Annotated in this window: 22 protein-coding genes; 12 read left to right on the top strand and 10 right to left on the bottom strand. The window is 70.6% G+C overall.

Annotated features, from left to right (window positions below; translation table 11 throughout):
* Positions 1-137 precede the first annotated feature (137 nt).
* The gene (locus AB0383_RS49260) at positions 138-656 is read left to right on the top strand and encodes a pyridoxamine 5'-phosphate oxidase family protein (protein WP_366191570.1); all 519 of its coding nucleotides are present in this window, start codon (positions 138-140) and stop codon (positions 654-656) included.
* Between the two features lie 7 nt (positions 657-663).
* On the opposite strand, the gene AB0383_RS49255 is transcribed toward AB0383_RS49260, so the two are convergent.
* The 5 genes from AB0383_RS49255 to AB0383_RS49235 form a co-directional block, all read right to left on the bottom strand.
* Complete coding sequence (locus AB0383_RS49255; protein ID WP_364172941.1) at positions 664-1,884, bottom strand: serine hydrolase domain-containing protein; 1,221 nt, start codon at positions 1,882-1,884, stop codon at positions 664-666.
* Positions 1,885-1,894: 10 nt separating this feature from the next.
* Positions 1,895-2,710: a siderophore-interacting protein gene (locus AB0383_RS49250; protein WP_364172943.1), complete on the bottom strand. Its 816-nt coding sequence runs from the start codon at positions 2,708-2,710 to the stop codon at positions 1,895-1,897.
* A 94-nt stretch (positions 2,711-2,804) separates the two neighbouring features.
* Complete coding sequence (locus AB0383_RS49245) at positions 2,805-3,152, bottom strand: hypothetical protein (protein WP_366191567.1); 348 nt, start codon at positions 3,150-3,152, stop codon at positions 2,805-2,807.
* Positions 3,118-3,993, bottom strand: coding sequence for a hypothetical protein (locus AB0383_RS49240; protein ID WP_366191565.1), 876 nt, complete (start codon positions 3,991-3,993; stop codon positions 3,118-3,120). The genes AB0383_RS49245 and AB0383_RS49240 overlap by 35 nt, the downstream gene beginning before the upstream one ends.
* 36 nt (positions 3,994-4,029) lie before the next feature.
* Positions 4,030-4,437, bottom strand: coding sequence for an SgcJ/EcaC family oxidoreductase (locus tag AB0383_RS49235; RefSeq protein WP_366191563.1), 408 nt, complete (start codon positions 4,435-4,437; stop codon positions 4,030-4,032).
* A 96-nt stretch (positions 4,438-4,533) separates the two neighbouring features.
* Between AB0383_RS49235 and AB0383_RS49230 the strand changes: the two genes are divergently transcribed.
* A complete protein-coding gene (locus AB0383_RS49230) occupies positions 4,534-5,241 on the top strand; it encodes a TetR/AcrR family transcriptional regulator (protein WP_366191561.1) in 708 nt (235 codons plus the stop codon).
* On the opposite strand, the gene AB0383_RS49225 is transcribed toward AB0383_RS49230, so the two are convergent.
* Complete coding sequence (locus AB0383_RS49225; RefSeq protein WP_366191559.1) at positions 5,231-6,151, bottom strand: NADP-dependent oxidoreductase; 921 nt, start codon at positions 6,149-6,151, stop codon at positions 5,231-5,233. The two genes, AB0383_RS49230 and AB0383_RS49225, sit on opposite strands and share 11 nt — an antisense overlap.
* Positions 6,152-6,223: 72 nt before the next feature.
* Complete coding sequence (gene hemW, locus AB0383_RS49220; protein ID WP_364172961.1) at positions 6,224-7,432, bottom strand: radical SAM family heme chaperone HemW; 1,209 nt, start codon at positions 7,430-7,432, stop codon at positions 6,224-6,226.
* A 28-nt stretch (positions 7,433-7,460) separates the two neighbouring features.
* On the opposite strand from hemW, the gene AB0383_RS49215 reads away from it, so the two are divergent.
* From AB0383_RS49215 to AB0383_RS49180, 8 genes are all read left to right on the top strand, one after another.
* Positions 7,461-7,787 carry a putative leader peptide gene (locus tag AB0383_RS49215; protein ID WP_366191557.1) on the top strand — a complete coding sequence of 109 codons (327 nt, stop codon included), beginning with the start codon at positions 7,461-7,463 and terminating at the stop codon, positions 7,785-7,787.
* Between the two features lie 141 nt (positions 7,788-7,928).
* Complete coding sequence (locus AB0383_RS49210; RefSeq protein WP_364172964.1) at positions 7,929-9,620, top strand: nitrite/sulfite reductase; 1,692 nt, start codon at positions 7,929-7,931, stop codon at positions 9,618-9,620.
* Positions 9,617-9,775: an Insertion element protein gene (locus tag AB0383_RS49205; RefSeq protein WP_354874043.1), complete on the top strand. Its 159-nt coding sequence runs from the start codon at positions 9,617-9,619 to the stop codon at positions 9,773-9,775. Before AB0383_RS49210 ends, AB0383_RS49205 begins: the two co-directional genes overlap by 4 nt.
* Positions 9,772-10,467, top strand: a complete 696-nt coding sequence (locus AB0383_RS49200) for a phosphoadenylyl-sulfate reductase (protein WP_366191554.1) — start codon at positions 9,772-9,774, stop codon at positions 10,465-10,467. Before AB0383_RS49205 ends, AB0383_RS49200 begins: the two co-directional genes overlap by 4 nt.
* 11 nt (positions 10,468-10,478) lie before the next feature.
* The gene (gene cysD / locus AB0383_RS49195; RefSeq protein WP_366191552.1) at positions 10,479-11,399 is read left to right on the top strand and encodes a sulfate adenylyltransferase subunit CysD; all 921 of its coding nucleotides are present in this window, start codon (positions 10,479-10,481) and stop codon (positions 11,397-11,399) included.
* Positions 11,399-12,661, top strand: a complete 1,263-nt coding sequence (locus AB0383_RS49190; RefSeq protein WP_366191550.1) for a GTP-binding protein — start codon at positions 11,399-11,401, stop codon at positions 12,659-12,661. The genes cysD and AB0383_RS49190 overlap by 1 nt, the downstream gene beginning before the upstream one ends.
* On the top strand, positions 12,658-13,386 hold the full coding sequence (locus AB0383_RS49185; RefSeq protein WP_364172974.1) for a sirohydrochlorin chelatase: 729 nt from the start codon (positions 12,658-12,660) through the stop codon (positions 13,384-13,386). The genes AB0383_RS49190 and AB0383_RS49185 overlap by 4 nt, the downstream gene beginning before the upstream one ends.
* 245 nt (positions 13,387-13,631) lie before the next feature.
* Positions 13,632-14,414 (top strand): enoyl-CoA hydratase-related protein, encoded by a 783-nt coding sequence (locus AB0383_RS49180; RefSeq protein WP_366191548.1) that lies wholly within the window; start codon positions 13,632-13,634, stop codon positions 14,412-14,414.
* A gap of 44 nt (positions 14,415-14,458) precedes the next feature.
* Here AB0383_RS49180 and AB0383_RS49175 read toward each other — a convergent pair whose 3' ends face one another.
* From AB0383_RS49175 to AB0383_RS49165, 3 genes are read right to left on the bottom strand one after another with little or no spacing between them, the layout of a single operon-like run.
* Positions 14,459-14,824: a barstar family protein gene (locus tag AB0383_RS49175; protein WP_366191546.1), complete on the bottom strand. Its 366-nt coding sequence runs from the start codon at positions 14,822-14,824 to the stop codon at positions 14,459-14,461.
* The gene (locus AB0383_RS49170; RefSeq protein ID WP_366191544.1) at positions 14,821-15,285 is read right to left on the bottom strand and encodes a ribonuclease domain-containing protein; all 465 of its coding nucleotides are present in this window, start codon (positions 15,283-15,285) and stop codon (positions 14,821-14,823) included. The genes AB0383_RS49175 and AB0383_RS49170 overlap by 4 nt, the downstream gene beginning before the upstream one ends.
* Before the next feature lie 11 nt (positions 15,286-15,296).
* Positions 15,297-15,494 carry a hypothetical protein gene (locus AB0383_RS49165; protein ID WP_220242826.1) on the bottom strand — a complete coding sequence of 66 codons (198 nt, stop codon included), beginning with the start codon at positions 15,492-15,494 and terminating at the stop codon, positions 15,297-15,299.
* Positions 15,495-15,554: 60 nt separating this feature from the next.
* On the opposite strand from AB0383_RS49165, the gene AB0383_RS49160 reads away from it, so the two are divergent.
* Together AB0383_RS49160 and AB0383_RS49155 are read left to right on the top strand one after the other, a co-directional pair.
* Positions 15,555-16,520, top strand: coding sequence for a zinc-binding dehydrogenase (locus tag AB0383_RS49160; protein ID WP_366191541.1), 966 nt, complete (start codon positions 15,555-15,557; stop codon positions 16,518-16,520).
* A 160-nt stretch (positions 16,521-16,680) separates the two neighbouring features.
* A complete protein-coding gene (locus AB0383_RS49155; protein ID WP_366191539.1) occupies positions 16,681-17,709 on the top strand; it encodes an alpha/beta fold hydrolase in 1,029 nt (342 codons plus the stop codon).
* The last annotated feature ends 138 nt before the right edge of the window (positions 17,710-17,847 follow it).

Genomic DNA, 17,847 nt, shown 5'->3' with positions numbered 1-17,847 from the left:
CGCGATCCGCTCATGCACCCGATCCAGCTGATCCATCACCACATCGACCACCACCACGATGATCTACCACAACACCAGCAACTGCCGTTGCAGTATTAGGGCTGTCGATTCTCGGTGCCGCCGTTCGACGCGTTGACATGACTGAACCCACCCGCACCCGAAACCTGGACATCTACGGCCACGGCGAACTCCCCTGGAGCCGCGCCCGCGACCTGCTCGCCCGCGACTCCGCGAGCGTCGACCTGACCTTCTTCCTCACCACCGTCCACCCGGACGGCCGCCCCCACACGGCCGGCGTGGGCGCCCTGTGGGACTCCGAGGCGCTGTACTTCACCAGCGGCCCTGGCACCCTGAAGTCGCGTCTGTTGGCAACCAATGCGGCCTGCAGCGTCGGCGTTCGCTTGCAGGGCATCGACTTGACGCTGGAAGGCTCCGCGACGCGCGTGGCAGACCCCGCCACCGTCGCCCACCTCGCCGCCGTCTACCACGCCAACGGCTGGCCGGTCACCGCCGACGGGGACACCTTCACCGCGCCGTACAGCGCACCGAGCGCGGGTCCGCCGCCTTGGTACGTCTACCGCTTCGACCTGCGCACCGCCTTCGGCATCGCCACAGCCGAACCCCACGGCGCCACGCGGTGGGATTTCTCCGAGTGAACGCCGGTCAGTCGACCAGCGCCTGATACACCAACTGCCGCAACTGCTGCCGGATCGGATGCGTACTCGACGGCAGCAGCTGCGTGTAGAACGCCACCGTCAGATCCTCATCCGGATCTACCCAGAACGCGGTCGACGCGGCCCCGCCCCACGCGTACTCACCGGCGCTCGACAGGGTCTTCGCCTTCACCGGGTCCTCGAGCACCGAGAAGCCCAGGCCGAACCCGAACCCGTCGAACGGCATCTCCGCGAACAGCGGCCGACCGTAGGCCTCCAGGTCGACGTGGCTCGGCAGGTGGTTGCTCGCCATCATCGACACCGTCCGCGGCCCCAGGATCCGCGCACCGTCCAAAGCGCCGCCGCGCAGCAGCATCTGCGTGAAGCGGTGGTAGTCGGCGGCAGTGGACACGAGCCCGCCGCCACCCGAGAACGAGTCCGGGCGCGCAACGCCGATAGAGCCGAACGCCTCGTTGCGGGTGGGCAGCTTGGTCCGCGGGTGCGCGACATACAGTGCCGCCAGCCGGTCCGTGTCCTTGGTGAAGAAGCCCGTGTCCGTCATGCCCAGCGGCCCGAAGATCCGCTCCGCGAAGACCTCGTCCAAGGACTTGCCCGCGAGCACCTCCACGAGGCGGCCGAGGACGTCCGTGGACACCGAGTAGTTCCATTCGCTGCCCGGCTGGAAGACGAGCGGGAACTCGGCGAGGGCGCGGGTCGAGGCGGCCAGGTCCAGACCGGGCGGAGTGCCCCATTCGAAGCCCGCCGCGCGGTAGATCGTGTCGATGGGGTGTGTGTGGTGGAAGCCGTAGGTCAGGCCGCTGGTGTGGGTGAGCAGGTGCCACAGGCGAATGGGCTCGGTCGCGGGCACCGTCAGCGGGCTCAGCGCCGAGCCCTTCACGTACACCTGCGGCGCCGCGAACTCCGGCAGCCAGCGGGAGATCGGGTCGTTGAGGTCGATCACGCCCTCTTCGACGAAGGTCATCGCCGCCACCGAGGTGATCGGCTTGGTCATCGAGAAGATGCGCCAGATGGTGTCGTGTTCCACGGGGGCACCCGATTCGACGTCCCGCTTGCCGTGGGAAGCGACGTGGACGATCCGCCCCTGCCTGCTCACCACCGCGAGGTAACCGGGCAGCCGCCCGTCGTCCACATAGGCGTCGAACAGCCGGTCGATCCGCTTCAGACGGTCAGCGTCGAACCCCGCCGAAGACGGGTCGGTCTCCAGGTTCATGCCGGCGACATTACGCCCTCTCGCGTGCCCGCTCGGCCGCCTTCTCCTCGCGCCACGCCTCGTCGTTCTTGCCCTCGCGCCAGTACCCGGAGATCGACACCGAATCCTTCGGCACGCCGCGCTCGGCGAAGAGGTAGCGCCGCAGCTCGCGCACGAACCCGGCCTCGCCGTGGACGAACGCGTGCACGTCCTCCCCCGGCCACGGCAGCGCCTTCACGGCGGCCGCGAGGTCCGCGCCGGACGACCGGTGCAGCCACCTGATCTGCGCGTCGGCCTTCGTCACCAGCGGCTGCTCCTCCGAGGCGTCGGACACCAGCAGGAACACGTGCGCCCGGGCACCGGCCGGCATGACCTCCAGCGACGCGGCGATGGCCGGCAACGCGGCCTCGTCACCCACGAGCAAGTGCCAGCCCGCGTCGGCGCGCGGCGCGTACACGCCACCGGGGCCCGAGAGCAGCAGCTCGTCGCCCGGCTGCGCCCGCATGGCCCACGGTCCGGCCAGCCCCTCGTCGCCGTGCACCACGAAGTCGAGCACGAGCTCGCCGGCCGCTTCGTCGTAGGACCGCACGGTGTACGAGCGCATCCGCGGGCACTGCTCACGCGGCAGCTCCGCGCGGATGCGCTGCAGGTCGAACGGCTCCGGGTATTCGACGCCCGGCACCTTGAAGATCACCTTCACATACGCGTCGGTGAACGCGTTGGGCTGGAAATCGCGCAGGCCTTCGCCCCCGGCCACGATCCGGATCATGTGCGGGGTCAGGTTCTCCTTGCGCAGAACCGACAAGCGCACGCCCGGGTTTCCCTTGCGTGCCGGAGCATCGGCCATCGGACACCACCCAATCACTAAGGCTTACCTAATCCGGGTCCCACCGTACGCGCCCCTCCCCGGTCCCGACCAGCGGCACTGGTCACGTCGCAGGTCAGGCAACGGCAAGCCCCTCGGCCACCACCACGCCGTCGTGCAGGACCGTCCGGTCCCGGCCGCGGTCCATCACCGCGCTCGTCGGTGTCTCCCCGTCCACCAGGACGAGGTCCGCCCGATCGCCTGCCGCGAGCCCCGGGCGGTCCGACACCCCGGCCAGGCGGGACACGTCGTGGCTCATGATCGACGCCCCGCCCATCGTCGCCACGGCCAAGGCCAGCCCGATGTGCTCGCCCCGGCGGAATCCGCGCGTGAACGCCAGCTGCCAGGTCCGGTCCAGCAGATCGCAGTTGCCGTACGGGCTCCAGTAGTCACGCTGCCCGTCCTCGCCCAGCCCGATCCGCACGCCGGCGGAAACGAGGTCCAGCAAGGAAAGCTGTCCGGTGGACGACGGCGCCACCGTGGTCATCGCGACGTCCGGTTCGGCGAAGTCGGCGGCTCACCGACTCGGAGATCGAGCCCAGGTCATACGCGTGCGACATCGTCACCTTGCCGCGCAGGTCCAGCGCCCGGACGCGCTCGAGCACCAGGTCCGCCGAGAACAGGCCGAGGTGGCCCGGCTCGTGCAGGTGGATGTCCACTTCGACCTGGTGCTTCTCCGCCAGGCCGAAAACCGCGTCCAGGTGGCCCTTCGGGTCGCGGTCCAGCGTGCACGGGTCGATGCCGCCGATCACGGTCGCGCCGGAACGCAGCGCCGCGTCCAGGACGTCCAGCGTGCCCGGTTCGCGGAGGATGCCCGCCTGGGCGAACGCCATCACGTGCACCTCGGCCCGGTCCGCGAACCTCTCCTTCGCGGCCAGCACGGCGTCGAGCTTCTCCAGCCCGCAGTCGACGTCGACCTGGGCGTAGCTGCGGACCCGGGTGGTGCCGTGCGCGATCATCCGCTCCAGCGTGCCCGCCACCCGTTCCGGCAGCGGCACCTCGGCCGACCGCCAGTTCTCGCGGTCGTTCGTCATCATCGCCCACACCCCGGGGCCGCCGGTGTGGGGACGGAACGGCAGGCCGATCCGCGTCGAGTCCAGGTGCACGTGGACGTCGCTGAACGACGGGACCAGCAGCCGACCCTGGCCCTTCACCGCACCGGGTGCCGGCGCCGGGTCGCGCGGGCGGACCGCCGCGATCCGGTCGCCGGTCAGTTCGACGTCGCTGCGCTCGCCGCCCCAGGGCCGGACATCACGGATCAACACAGGCAAGACCGTAGCGCGGCCCTCCGGCGAAACGCGTCACGCCGCCGCGCGCGGATCGCTGACCCGAGTGTTCTGGAACGCCGTGATCAACCAGCCCGCTTCCGAGCGGACCAGCACGAACGTCACCGTGCTCTCGCGCCCCTGGGCCACGGCGTCGCCCCCGTCGAGCGCCGAACCGCCGCCGGACACGACGATCGCGACGTCCTCGCGCGGGAAGCGCACCGACGCGTCGCCGGGTCCCCCGATCGTCGAACCCCGCAGCGGCCCCTCGAACAACGCGCGGTGCGAGCTCTCGATCAGCTCCCGGCCGGGCAGCTGCATCCCGAAGAACGTCACGTAGTCGGCGTCCTCGGTGAACAGGCTCGCGAACGCGGCGGCGTCGCCGCTGTTCCACGCGTCGGCGAGACGGCTGAGCACGGCGACGACTTCTTCTCGATCGGTCATGGTGAACTCCTTGTCGAACGGCGTTCGTTATAACGAACACCGTTCTATCGACGAACGCCGTTCGAGTCAAGGCCCGATTCGTCTAGGCTGCTGTCCATGACCGTCCCGCCCCCGCCGTGGCGCCGTAGCCCGAGCCCCCGCCGGCGCGCCGAAAAGCCGGTGTTGTCACGGGATCTGGTGGTGAAGACGGCGCTGCAGATGCTCGCCGCCGAAGGCTTCGAAGCCGTGTCGATGCGACGGATCGCGCAGCAGCTGGAGACCGGGCCCGCGTCGCTCTACGCACACGTGGCCAACAAGGAGGAGCTCGACGAGCTCATGCTCGACGCGGTGCTCGGCGACGTGCCGGTGCCGGAACCGGATCCGGAAAACTGGGCCGAGCAGGTGAAAGAGCAGGTGCGGCAGCAGGTCCGCGCGATGGTGGCCTACCCCGGCATCGCGAAGGTCGCGTGGAACACGCCGGTGCCCGTCACGCCCAACTCGCTGCGCCAGGGCGAGGCGATGCTCGCGATCCTGCGCGCCGGGGGCTTGGATCTGAAGCAGGCGGTGTACGCGGGCGACGCGTTGAGCTTGTACGCCAAGGCCTACGCCTACGAGGCGAGCAGCTGGACGTTCGGCGACTACGACGAGGCGGAAGTCGCCGAACGCGGCCGTCAGATGGCCGACTACATGCGGTCCCTGCCGGCCGGTGCGTTCCCGAACCTGTTGCGGTCCGGGCAGTTCTTCACCGGCGAGACGAGCAAGGACCGCTTCGAGTTCGCCCTCGCGATGTTCGTGGGCGGACTGCAGAGCCTCGTCAGGGCTTGAGCACGATCTTGCCGCGCGTGTGGCGCTGCTCCAGCTCACGGTAGGCGTCCTGCACCCGCGCCAGCGGGTACGTGGCCGCGACCGGCACCTCGAGCAGTCCCTTGTCCACCAGCGCGGCGAGGTCGCGCATGACCTCGGCGCTCGCGGCGGCCATGTTGCCGTCGGTCTTCACGTTGTACTTCTGCGCGGCGGCGAAGTCGATCACGGTGTCGATCCGTCCCGTGTAGACACCCAGGCGCAGCGCCAGCTCGACGTACCCGTCGCCGTAGGTGTCGATGAACGCGTCGACCTTGCCCTCGGTGACCTCGCGGATGCGCTCTTCGAGACCCTCGCCGTAGGCCACCGGGAACACGTCCTGCTCCTGCAGCCACGCGTGGTTGGCCTCGCTCGCGATCCCGACCACGGTCGCGCCGGTGAGCTTCGCCAACTGCACGACGAGGGAGCCGACGCCGCCCGCGGCACCGGACACCACGAGGGTGTCGTCCTCGTGCAGGCCGGTCGCGCGCACCGCGGCGTACGCGGTGGTGCCGGCGACGAACAGCCCGCCCGCCGCTTCCCACGACACGCCACTGGGCTTCGGCGTCAGGTTTTCGGCGTCGACCAGCACGAACTCGGCTTGGCTGGCGCGCGTGTGCACGAAGCCGATGACCTCGTCGCCGACCTGGATCTCTTCGACGTCCGCACCCAGCTCGGCGACGACGCCGGCGAGGTCACTGCCCTGCCCGGACGGGAACGTCGAGGGGAATTGCTGCGCGAACACGCCTTCGCGGATGGCGGCTTCACCGGGGTTGATCCCGGCGGCTCTGACCTCCACGAGCACCTGGCCGGGGCCGGGCACGGGACGGGCGACTTCTTCCACCCGCAAGACGTCGATCCCGCCGTGTTCGCTGTACCTGACCGCCTGCGGCATGCGCGACTCCCTCGCTCGTCGATACTTCGACCAACGAACCATCCGCCGGGTTTATGCCCGCTGAGCGAAAATTCAGCCGGCCAGGCGCCGGACCACACCGTCGGCGAGCAGCCGCCCGCGGTCCGTCAGCACGGCGCGGCCGCGACTGTCCAGAACGGACGGTTCCAGGAGTCCTTCCGCCGCCGCGGCACGTGCTTCGGCGATGCCCGCGGCGTCGAGTGCGTCGAGCGCGAGTCCTTCCGCGACACGGAGTTCGAGCATGATGCGTTCGAGGTGCCGGTCCTCTTCCGTGAGCAGCTCACGGCCGGCTTCCGGGCTGTTTCCCTCGGCCAGCAGCGACGCGTACTTGGCCGGGTGCTTGACGTTCCACCAGCGCACGCCGCCCACGTGGCTGTGCGCGCCGGGGCCCGCGCCCCACCAGTCGCCGCCCTGCCAGTAGCCGAGGTTGTGCCGGCAGCGGGCCGCGTCGTTCGTGGCCCAGTTGGACACCTCGTACCAGCGCAGGCCGGCGGCCGAGAGCACGGAGTCGATCATCTCGTAGTCGGTGGCGAGCACGTCGTCGTCGGGCGCGGGCAGCTCGCCGCGGCGCACGCGGCGGGAGAGCGCGGTGCCCTCCTCCACGATCAGCGCGTACGCCGACACGTGGTCCACGCCCGCGGACAGCACGGCGTCGAGTGAGGCCCGCAGGTCCTCCGGGCGCTCGCCGGGCGTGCCGTAGATCACGTCGAGGTTCACGTGCTCGAACCCGGCGGCCCGGGCTTCGCGCGCGGCGTCCACGGGCCGGCCGGGGGTGTGCACGCGGTCGAGCACCTGCAGCACGTGCTTCGCGGCCGACTGCATCCCCAGCGACACCCGCGTGTACCCGGCCGCCCGGATGCGTTCGAAGAACTCCGGCGAGGTCGACTCGGGGTTGGACTCGGTCGTCACCTCGGCGCCCGGGGCCAGCCCGAACGCGCCGCGCACGACGTCCAGCACCTCCGCCAGCCCGTCGGCCCCCAGCAACGACGGCGTGCCCCCGCCCACGAACACCGTGTCGGCCGCCGGCGGCTCGCCCAGCACCCGCGCGGCCAGGTCCAGCTCCTGGCGCAGCCCGTCGAGCCACGACCGGGGCGACGCCGCGGAGCCCAGCTCACCGGCGGTGTAGGTGTTGAAGTCGCAGTACCCGCAGCGCGTCGCGCAGAACGGCACGTGCACGTAGACGCCGAACGGCCGCCGCCCCAGCCCCTCCAGGGCGCTTTCGGGCAATCCGGTCTCGGCAGGCAGCTCGGCTACGTCAGGCACGACGTCCATTGTCCCTCGCCCTGCCGCGGTGTTCCCCCGGCCCTGGGCCACCCGGGCGGAAGTTCGGCGGCCGAACGAACCACACCGGCACCCCACCCGGCCCGAACCCCGCCGAGGGACCGCCCAGAGAATCCCCGCCGCGCCGCAAAACCGCAGGCAGCGAGCCCGCTCACGCACACCGGCGACCCACACGCAAGCCCCCGGACAAGGCCCTCCCACCATCCGGACGCGTTTGAACCACGTTCTGAAGGAGTGGTTATCTGGGCCGGTGAGTCCTGCCGGTGTCCTTCTCGTGGCGCGCCGCCACGTCGACCTTCTGCGGGTCGCGAGCGCGCTCTGCCGGCCTGTCCGCTGACTCCCGACGCCCGACCCAGCCCACCACGCTCAGCCCATCGAAGCTGGACCGCAGGCGCCGGACCCGCCGCGATCCCCCGTTGCCCGCCACGAAGCGGCCCGGCAGGAGCGGCGTCCGGAGCCACGAACCGGAGGACTCCTCATGGCCTCACCCACGCGCGAAACCCCCGCGAAGAGCCGCCCGCGGCAGAAGCGCGGCGAGGGACAGTGGGCGCTCGGCTACCGAGAGCCGCTGAACCCCAACGAGCGGTCGAAGAAAGACGACAACCCGCTCAACGCCCGCGCCCGCATCGAGAACATCTACGCCCGCGGCGGCTTCGACTCGATCGACCCGGGTGACCTGCGCGGCCGCTTCCGCTGGTTCGGCCTCTACACCCAGCGCAAGGAAGGCATCGACGGCGGCCGCACGGCCACGCTCGAGCCCGAAGAGCTGGACGCCCGCTACTTCATGATGCGCGTGCGCCTCGACGGCGGCCTGCTCACCACGCAGCAGCTCGCCGTGCTGGCGGAGATCTCGCAGACGCACGCGCGCGGCACCGCCGACATCACCGACCGGCAGAACATCCAGTACCACTGGATCCGGATCGAGGACGTCCCCACGATCTGGCAGAAGCTCGAGAACGCGGGCATGACCACCATGGAGGCGTGCGGCGACAGCCCGCGCGTGATCCTGGGCTCGCCCGTCGCCGGGATCGCGGCCGACGAGATCATCGACGGCACCCCCGCCATCGAGGAGATCAAGCGCCGCTACATCGGCGACCCGCAGTACGCGAACCTGCCGCGCAAGTTCAAGACCGCCGTGTCGGGCCAGCAGGACGTGGCGCACGAGATCCACGACGTCGCGTTCGTCGGCGTGAACCACCCAGAGCACGGCCCGGGCTTCGACGTCTGGGTCGGCGGCGGCCTGTCCACCAACCCGATGATCGGCCAGCGCCTCGGTGCCTGGGTGCCGCGCGACGAGGTGCCGGACGTTTGGGAAGGCGTGATCAGCGTCTTCCGCGACTACGGCTACCGCCGCCTCCGCTCGCGCGCCCGCATCAAGTTCCTGGTCAAGGACTGGGGCGCCGCCAAGTTCCGCGAGGTGCTGGAGGAGAAGTACCTCAAGCGCCCGCTGCTCGACGGCCCCGCACCGGAGGTGCCGCCCGCCCCGATCGACCACGTCGGCGTGCACAAGCAGGTCGACGGCAAGTTCTACGTCGGCGCCGCGCCCGTCGCCGGCCGCGTGAACGGCGAGACGCTGCTGGCCGTGGCCAAGGCGGCCGAACGCGCGGGGTCCGAGCGCGTGCGCCTGACGCCGCAGCAGAAGCTCGTGGTCCTCGACGTGCCCGAGGCCGAGGTCCCGGGCCTGGAGACGGAGCTGAAGGAGCTGGGCCTGCACACCAAGCCCTCGCCGTGGCGGCGCAGCGTGATGGCGTGCACCGGGCTGGAGTTCTGCAAGCTCGCCATCGTCGAGACCAAGGCCCGCGCGCTGGCGCTGGTCACCGACCTCGAGAAGCGCCTCGCCGACGTCCAGGGCGACCTGGAGAACCCCGTCAGCGTGCACCTCAACGGCTGCCCCAACTCGTGCGCTCGCATCCAGACCGCCGACATCGGGCTCAAAGGCCAGATCGTCACCGACGCCGACGGCCGCCAGGTCGAGGGGTTTCAGGTGCACCTCGGCGGCGGTCTCGGCCTCGACGCCGGGTTCGGCCGCAAGCTGCGCGGGCACAAGGTCGTCGCCGACGAGCTGGTCGACTACGTCGAGCGCGTGGTCCGCGCCTACCTCGACGGGCGTGAGCCCGGCGAGCGTTTCGCGCAGTGGGTCGGGCGTGCCGACGAAAGCCTGCTGCAGTGACCTCCACAGAACGAGCGGTGCCCTACTATTGCCCGTTCTGCGGCGATGAGGACCTGCGCCCCGCCGAAGACGGCGGCTGGCTCTGCGGTGCGTGCCGGCGCGGGTTCTCGGTGAAGTTCCACGGACTGTCCCTACCGGAGGAGACGCTCGGATGACGGCCACAGCTGACTACCGGACCCTGGCCGAACGCGCGGAGAAAGAGCTGGCCCAGGCCACGGCTGCCGAAGCCCTGCGCTGGACCGTCGAGCAGTTCGGCGACGACTTCATCGTCGCGTCGAACATGCAGGACGCCGTGCTCATCGACCTGGCCACCCAGGCCAAGTCCGATGTGGACGTTTTGTTCCTCGAGACCGGGTACCACTTCCCGGAAACGATCGGCACGCGCGACGCCGTGCAGACCGTCTACCCCGACGTGACGATCGTCAACGCGCAGGCCGCGCAGAGCGTGGCCGAGCAGGACGCCGAGTACGGCAAGAACCTCTTCGAGCGCGACGCCACCCAGTGCTGTTTCCTGCGCAAGGTCGTGCCGCTGCGCGACACGCTGGCGAAGTACTCGGCGTGGGTCACCGGCGTGCGCCGCGTGGACGCGCCGACGCGCGCGAACACCCCGATCGTCACCTGGGACGAGCGCAACGGCCTGGTGAAGGTCAACCCGCTAGCCGCGTGGACCGACGACGAGTTCAACGGCTACATCCGCGACCACGGCGTGCTCGAGAACCCGTTGGTGTCGGCGGGTTATCTGTCCATCGGCTGCGCGCCGTGCACGGCGAAGGTCGAGGCCGGGCAGGACCCGCGCAGCGGCCGCTGGGCCGGCCAGTCGAAGACCGAGTGCGGACTGCACGGCTGAGGAAGGGACCGATGACCACAGTAGAACCCGCGGTTGACGCGGCGGTCGACAACCTGGCAGCGCTCGAGTCCGAGGCCATTCACATCTTCCGCGAGGTAGCGGGTGAGTTCGACCGGCCCGTGATCCTCTTTTCCGGTGGCAAGGACTCGACGCTGCTGCTGCACCTGGCGATCAAAGCCTTCTGGCCCGCGCCCGTGCCGTTTCCCTTGCTGCACGTGGACACCGGACACAACTTCGACGAGGTCATCGAGTTCCGCGACCGCGTCGTCGACAAGTACGGCCTGCGGCTGGTGGTGGCCAAGGTGCAAGACTGGATCGACGACGGCCGCCTCGAAGAACGCGCCGACGGCCTGCGCAACCCGTTGCAGACGACTCCGTTGCTGGACACGATCGCGGAGAACAAGTTCGACGCGGTGTTCGGCGGCGGCCGTCGCGACGAGGAGCGCGCGCGGGCGAAGGAGCGGATCTTCAGCCTGCGCAACTCCTTCGGGCAGTGGGAGCCGCGCCGGCAGCGCCCGGAGCTGTGGAACCTCTACAACGGCCGCCACCGCCCCGGTGAACAGGTCCGCGTCTTCCCGCTGTCCAACTGGACCGAAGCCGACGTGTGGAACTACATCGCGCGGGAGAAGGTCGAACTTCCTTCGATCTACTACGCCCACCAGCGCGAGGTTTACCAGCGTGACGGCATGTGGCTGGCCGAAGGCCCCTGGGGCGGACCCCGTGCCGACGAACAGGTGCAGGAGCTGTCGGTGCGCTACCGCACCGTGGGCGACGGCTCGTGCACGGGTGCGATCGAGTCGACCGCGGTCACGGTGGCCGAGGTGATCGCCGAGGTGTCCGCGTCGCGGCTGACCGAGCGCGGTGCGACCCGGGCGGATGACCGGATGTCGGAAGCGGCCATGGAAGACCGCAAGCGGGAGGGCTACTTCTGATGAGTTCGCTGCTGAGGCTCGCCACGGCGGGCAGTGTCGACGACGGCAAGTCCACCCTGGTCGGGCGGCTGTTGTACGACACGAAGTCAGTGCTGGCCGACCAGCTCGACGCCGTCACCCGCGCATCGGTGGACAAGGGACTGTCCACACCGGACTTGTCGCTGCTCGTGGACGGATTGCGCTCGGAGCGCGAGCAGGGCATCACCATCGACGTCGCCTACCGCTACTTCGCCACCCCGCGGCGCTCGTTCGTGCTGGCCGACACCCCGGGGCATGTGCAGTACACGCGCAACACCGTCACCGGGGCTTCGACTGCGCAGCTGGCGGTGTTGCTGGTGGACGCGCGCAAGGGCGTCGTGGAACAGACCCGCCGCCACGCCGCGGTGCTCGCGTTGCTGGGGGTGCCACGGCTGGTCTTGGCGGTGAACAAGATCGACCTCGTCGACTACGACGAAGAGACGTTCTCCGTCATCGCCAAGGAATTCACCGCCCACGCCGAATCCCTCGGCTACGACCACGGCTCCGTCGTCACCATCCCCGTCTCGGCGCTGGAAGGCGACAACGTCGCCACCACCTCCGAGCGCACCCCCTGGTACGACGGGCCGACGCTGCTGGCGCACCTGGAAACCGTGCCCGTCGCGCCGGACCCGCACGAGGCGGCGTTCCGCTTCCCGGTGCAGTACGTGATCCGGCCGCGCACGCCCGAGTACCTCGACTACCGCGGATACGCCGGGCAGATCGCCGCCGGCAACATCCGGCCGGGCGACGAGATCGTGGTGCTGCCCGCCGGGCTGCGCAGCACGGTCGAGCGCATCGACACCGCCGACGGGCCGCTGGACGAGGCGGGCGCCGGCACGTCCGTGACGCTGCTGCTGGCCGATGACCTCGACATCTCCCGCGGCGACCTCATCGCCGTGGCCGACCGTCAGCCCCGCGTCACCGACGAGCTCACCGCGACACTGTGCTGGCTCTCGTCGAAGCAGCTCAAGCCGGGCGCGCGCGTGCTCGTGAAGCACGGCACGCGCACAGTCCAGGCGATCGTCACCGAGCTCACCGCCCGCTTCGACGAGCAGACGCTGTCCAGTGTGGACGATCCGGACTCGTTGGACCTCAACGACATCGGCCGCGTCGAGCTGCGTCTGGCCGAACCGCTGGGCGTGGACGACTACACCGACAGCCCCCGCACCGGCGCGTTCCTCGTCATCGACCCGAAGGACGGCGACACGCTCGCCGCCGGGCTGGTCGGCGAACGGCTCCCGTGACGGCTCCTCTCGTCCCCGTCGCGCACGGCAGCCGCGACCCCCGCTCGGCCGCGACCGTGCGGGGGCTCGTGGAGCGCGTGCGCGCGCAGGCGCCGGGGATCGAGGTCTACGAGTCCTTCCTGGACCTCTCGCAACCGCGGGTCACCGACGTCCTGCGGCGCCTCTACACGCAGGGGCACCGCGCCGCCGTCGTGGTACCGCTCCTGCTCGGCAGCGCGTTCCACGCGCGTGTGGACCTGCCCGCGCTGGTGGCTGAAGTCCGGGCGGAATGCCCGGGGTTCGACGTGCGCGTGTCCGACGTCCTGGGCGTCGACCCGGTGCTGGAACGCGTCGCGCTCGACCGGCTGTCCGGAGCCGGCCTGGGCCCCGGCGACGGGGTCGTGGTGAGCGCCGTCGGTTCGTCGAACGCCGGAGCCAACGCTGCCGTCGCCGACCTGGCCGCGCGCTGGGAAGGCGAGCTGGGGCTGCCGGTCACCGAGGCGTTCGCGAGCGCGGCGCAGCCCGACGTGCCCGCCGCCGTGGCGCGGCTGCGGGCGCGGGGCGTGCGGCGGATCGCCGTCGCGTCGTGGTTCCTCGCGCCCGGCCTGCTGCCGGACCGCATCGCGGTGCACGCCCGCGAGGCCGACCGCGCCGTGTTCGTCGCCGAACCGCTGGGCACCGACCCGCGCGTGGCCTCCGCCGTGCTGCACCGCTACGCGGACGTCGTGACCCGGATACCGCTTTAGCAGCACGCTCCTGCACGGGTCAGCGCATAAAGATGAATCCGATACGCGTTTTGGGTGGCACAAGTCAGCGCTGCGCAAGATCGTTCCCGTAACTGCGCTCGCCGCCTTCGCCCCCGGCTGTTTCCCGTCGCCGAGCCCGGTCTTCGCGACCACCACCATCGGCTGCCCCGGGGGCCGCCCACGTCCCGGCGGCCCCGAGGCACGTCACAGGCCCCTCCCCCCGGCCCGTGTGCGATTGTGGTGCCATGGTTGACGAACTGGTGCACTACGACGTGGTGGGCGGCACCGCCACGATCACCCTCGACTCCCCGCACAACCGCAACGCCCTGTCCGCGCAGCTGCGCCGCGAGCTCTCCGGGTCGCTGGACGAAGCCGTCGCCGACGACGCCGTGCGCGTGGTGCTCCTGACGCACACCGGCCCGGTCTTCTGCGCCGGCATGGACCTCAAGGAGGCCCGCGGCGCCGGGGCCGGCGACCAGGGCGTGAACGAGTTCCCGAAGATCCTCGAGCAGCTCTGGACCAGCCCGAAGCCCGTGGTCGCGCGCCTGGCCGGCCCCGCCCGCGCCGGCGGCATCGGCATGGTCGCCGCGTGCGACATCGCAGTCGCGGTAACCGAGGCGACGTTCGCGTTCTCCGAGGTCCGCATCGGCGTGATCCCGGCCGTGATCTCGCTGACGGTGCTGCCGCGGCTGAACCCCCGCGCCGCGCACGAGCTGTTCCTCACCGGCGACGTGTTCGACGCGCAGCGGGCCGTGGAGATCGGCTTGCTCAACGCCGCCGTGCCCTCCACCGAGCTCGACGAGACCGTGGAGCGGTACCTGAAGTCTTTGACGCTCGGCGGCCCGAAGGCATTGGCAGCGACCAAAACCCTGCTGAGCAAGCCACGTCCGGCCACGCCGGCGGAAGGCTTCGCCGCGATGAACGAGCTGTCCGCCGGGTTCTTCGCCAGCGAGGAAGGCCAGGAAGGCATCCTCGCCTTCGCCCAGAAGCGCAAGCCGAACTGGGTCCCCGAAGACCACACAGCCTGAGCGGGAGCGTCTCGATCCCCGCTCCCCCGGCGGGGGTCGAGACGTTACGAGTTGGCCAGAACGACCGTCAGCTGCCAGGAATCCGCTTTGCCGTCCACCGGGCCGAGCGCCCGCTGAGCGTCGGACAGCACGCTGCGAATCGCCAGGTAGTTCTTCGGTTCGGCCTGGCGCAAGGCTTCCGAGCCGCTCCAGATCAGCACGTGCTCACCCGCGGGCAGCCACGACAGGTCCGTGAGCATGTCGTACAACGCGTCGAGGTTGCGGCCGAAGTAGTCCGGAAAGGACATCGCCTTCGCGATCGCGTCGAGCGTGGAGGCCTTGTCCACCGTGCCGCCGTTGACCAGGTGGGGGTATGCGCCCCGCGCGAAGGCCTCGTCCGCGGCGGCCTTCGCCTCGTCGGCCGGCGTCACCGGCTCGGGTCCACGACGACGAACGACGCGTAGTGGTCGTCGGTGTAGAACAGTTCCTTGGCCTGCCCCGTGACCAGGCGGCGCGGGCCGCGATCGGGACTCTTCGGCGTGGTCACCGTGAACTCGTGATAGTAACCCGATTGCTTCCGCGGCAGCACTTTCTCACGATTCTCGAACACGACGTCGTCGTTGCGCGGATAGGGGTACGGCCCGCCCGCCTCGATCAGCTTCCACGTGTCGCGTGCCTGCGAAGGCAAGTCGGACAACGGTTTCACCGGCAACCCGGAGTCGCTGCCGGGCAGCTTCGCGGCGACGCCCGAAACGCCGGCCGGGGCGGAGGCGCTCGGCGTGGCGGGGGCCGACGAGGACGAGTCCCCGACGTTCTCCTTCACGAGCCAGCCCGCGAGCACCAGCACGAGGAGACCGACGAGTGCGGCGGTGATCCGCCTACGGTTGACCATGGTGAGTGAGCCTAGGACGGCGGGTTGTCGTCGTCGCGGGCCGGGCCGAACCAGCGGGCGAAGCGGCCCACCAGCTTGTCGATGACCCACGCGAAGAGCAGGCACAGCGGTACGAGCACGACCATGACCAGCACGAACTGGACGGGGAACCAAGCCTGGGCGAGCCACAGCTCGACCCCGTCCCACCAGTCGGCCAGCCCGTTGAACACGAGTGTGAGCCTACGCGCGCCAGGCTGCGTCGGCGCGCCCAGGGGCGGTAGGTTGCTGCCATGTTCGCCGTATACGCGAAGGAACCCAACGCCGAGTCCCCGCTCGACTCTCTCGTCGCCGGCGAGCGGCCCGAGCCCGAGGTGCCCGAAGGCTGGGTCCGGGTGCACGTCAAGGCCGCCAGCCTCAACATGCACGACCTGTGGACGCTGCGCGGCGTCGGCATCAAGCCCGACCAGTTCCCGATGATCCTGGGCTGCGACGGCGCCGGCACGCTCGACGACGGCACCGAGGTCGTCCTCCACTCCGTCGTCAACGCGCCGGGCTGGCAAGGCGACGACACGCTCGACCCGAAACGCACCCTGCTGACCGAGAAGCACCAGGGCACGTTCGCCGAGCAGGTCGTGGTGCCCGCGCGCAACGCGGTGCCCAAGCCGGCCGGCCTCACCTTCCCCGAAGCCGCGACGATGGGCACGGCCTGGCTCACCGCGTACCGGATGCTGTTCGTGAAGTCCGGCCTGCGCCCCGGCCAGACGATGCTGGTCCAGGGCGCCTCCGGCGGCGTGTCCACCGCGCTCATCGCGCTCGGGCGCGCGGCGGGCTTCCGTGTGTGGGTGACCGGCCGCAGCGAGGAGAAGCGCGCGGTGGCCGAAAGCGTCGGCGCGCACCAGACGTTCGAGTCCGGCGCGCGGCTGCCCGAGCGCGTCGACGCGGTGTTCGAGACCGTGGGCAAGGCCACGTGGGCGCACACCCTCAAGTCACTCAAGCCGGGCGGCATCGTGGTGGTTTCGGGGTCCACGAGCGGCCCGGACCCGTCCGCGGACCTGCAGCGCGTGTTCTTCCTGCAGCTGCGCGTCGCCGGCTCGACCATGGGCACGCGCGACGAGCTGGCCGACATGCTCAGCTACCTCGATCTCAAGGGGATCAAGCCCCGGATCGGGACCGAACTGCCGCTCGCCGAAGCCGAAGGGGGCTTCCGGGCGATGCTCGACGGCGAGACCGCGGGCAAGATCGTCTTCACCCGCTGAGTCGACAGAACTCCTCCGGCCTGGGCTTTTCCGTCACGGATCAGCCCGGGCCGGTGCTTGTACGCCGCATTCCGTTAACCGTCAACACCCCGAGTTCGCAATCGGCTTGTTACCCCCGAAGTTCGACCAGAACTCGACCTTGAACGGTTAACCTGTAGACATGACCGCATCGAAGCGGCCCGCACCCGCTGTCCGGGGCGGCCGGCCCAGCAGCGAACCGGATCCCGTCCGGGTCACCTTCCGGCGCTTCGCCGGAGTGCGGACGCGGGTGCTTGAAGTCGGCCCGCCGGTGGTGGAAGCCGAGGCACCCAAGCGGTCGCGCAAGCGCGGCACCGATAAGGCCCGCGCACCCCGGCTCGTTCTTCTCCACGGCTACTGCGACAGCGCGGACACCTGGCGTCCGGTGCTGGCCGAGCTCGCCGCCGCGGGCATCGCGGCCGTCGCCGTGGACCTGCCCGGCTTCGGCGACGCCCAGCCCCTGCGCCCGGGCCCCATGCTCCCCCAGCTCGACGCGTTCGCCGCCGCCGTGGTGCGCGAGCAGGCCGTACTCGGCCCCGTGGTGCTGGCCGGCAACTCCCTCGGCGGCACGCTCGGCCTGCGCGCGGCGCAGAACCCCCGGCTGCCGCTCGTCGGCGTCGTGTCGATCGCCGCGCCCGGCTTCGTCGACTCGTGGCTCGTCCGTACCGTCGCGCGCAACTCGTTGCCGCTACGGCTGTACTCCGCGCTCCCCTTGCCCGTGCCTGGCTTCCTGGTCCGCGCCGTCGCCGAGCAGGTCGTACCCCGCCTGCTGTATGCCGACGCGGGCACCGCCGACGCCGGCCAGGTACGCCGCTTCACCACGCTCTTCCCCGACTACCGCGCCACCACTTCCCGCCTTGAGCAGGCGCGCCAGCTCGTCACCGAGCTCGCCGACGCCTACCAGCTCGACCGCGTGCACGTCCCGCTCCTCGTCGTGGCCTGCGGCAAGGACAAGCTCGTGTCCTCGGCCGCCGGCCGCCGCCTGCACACCCTCGTGCCGCACAGCCGCCTGCTCGTCCGCGAAGACTGGGGCCACTGCCCCCAACTGGACGACCCGCCCGAGATCGCCGAGCTCCTCACCTTCTTCGCCGCCGGCGCCGTCCGGTCGGGCGACGTGAAACGCCCGGCGCGCGCCGCTTCGCAGGCCGCGGAGGACACGGCCGCGGGCTGAGTTCCCGCCCGCTTCGGAAGATCGGTGACACAGCGGACACGGCCTAGTTGTAGTGACCATGGACGTTGTTGACGGTTGAGCGGCGCGTCGGGTTGATCACGACGAAGGCCTCCGTGTGTGGTGCTGGTGTCTGACGCC

Origin of the sequence: Amycolatopsis sp. NPDC051373, assembly GCF_040689465.1 — a bacterium.
Classification (GTDB): Bacteria; Actinomycetota; Actinomycetes; order Mycobacteriales; family Pseudonocardiaceae; genus Amycolatopsis.
The sequence above is the reverse complement of the archived record's forward strand: the minus strand, read 5'-3'. Positions and strand labels throughout refer to the sequence as shown.

What these genes read in the sequence shown, in the direction of transcription:
- AB0383_RS49260 (WP_366191570.1), top strand. Translation starts at nt 138, where the DNA reads ATGACTGAACCCACCCGCACCCGAAACCTGGACATCTACGGCCACGGC.
- AB0383_RS49255 (WP_364172941.1), bottom strand. Translation starts at nt 1,884, where the DNA reads ATGAACCTGGAGACCGACCCGTCTTCGGCGGGGTTCGACGCTGACCGT.
- AB0383_RS49250 (WP_364172943.1), bottom strand. Translation starts at nt 2,710, where the DNA reads ATGGCCGATGCTCCGGCACGCAAGGGAAACCCGGGCGTGCGCTTGTCG.
- AB0383_RS49235 (WP_366191563.1), bottom strand. Translation starts at nt 4,437, where the DNA reads ATGACCGATCGAGAAGAAGTCGTCGCCGTGCTCAGCCGTCTCGCCGAC.
- AB0383_RS49230 (WP_366191561.1), top strand. Translation starts at nt 4,534, where the DNA reads ATGACCGTCCCGCCCCCGCCGTGGCGCCGTAGCCCGAGCCCCCGCCGG.
- AB0383_RS49225 (WP_366191559.1), bottom strand. Translation starts at nt 6,151, where the DNA reads ATGCCGCAGGCGGTCAGGTACAGCGAACACGGCGGGATCGACGTCTTG.
- AB0383_RS49210 (WP_364172964.1), top strand. Translation starts at nt 7,929, where the DNA reads ATGGCCTCACCCACGCGCGAAACCCCCGCGAAGAGCCGCCCGCGGCAG.
- AB0383_RS49200 (WP_366191554.1), top strand. Translation starts at nt 9,772, where the DNA reads ATGACGGCCACAGCTGACTACCGGACCCTGGCCGAACGCGCGGAGAAA.
- cysD (WP_366191552.1), top strand. Translation starts at nt 10,479, where the DNA reads ATGACCACAGTAGAACCCGCGGTTGACGCGGCGGTCGACAACCTGGCA.
- AB0383_RS49190 (WP_366191550.1), top strand. Translation starts at nt 11,399, where the DNA reads ATGAGTTCGCTGCTGAGGCTCGCCACGGCGGGCAGTGTCGACGACGGC.
- AB0383_RS49180 (WP_366191548.1), top strand. Translation starts at nt 13,632, where the DNA reads ATGGTTGACGAACTGGTGCACTACGACGTGGTGGGCGGCACCGCCACG.
- AB0383_RS49170 (WP_366191544.1), bottom strand. Translation starts at nt 15,285, where the DNA reads ATGGTCAACCGTAGGCGGATCACCGCCGCACTCGTCGGTCTCCTCGTG.
- AB0383_RS49160 (WP_366191541.1), top strand. Translation starts at nt 15,555, where the DNA reads ATGTTCGCCGTATACGCGAAGGAACCCAACGCCGAGTCCCCGCTCGAC.
- AB0383_RS49155 (WP_366191539.1), top strand. Translation starts at nt 16,681, where the DNA reads ATGACCGCATCGAAGCGGCCCGCACCCGCTGTCCGGGGCGGCCGGCCC.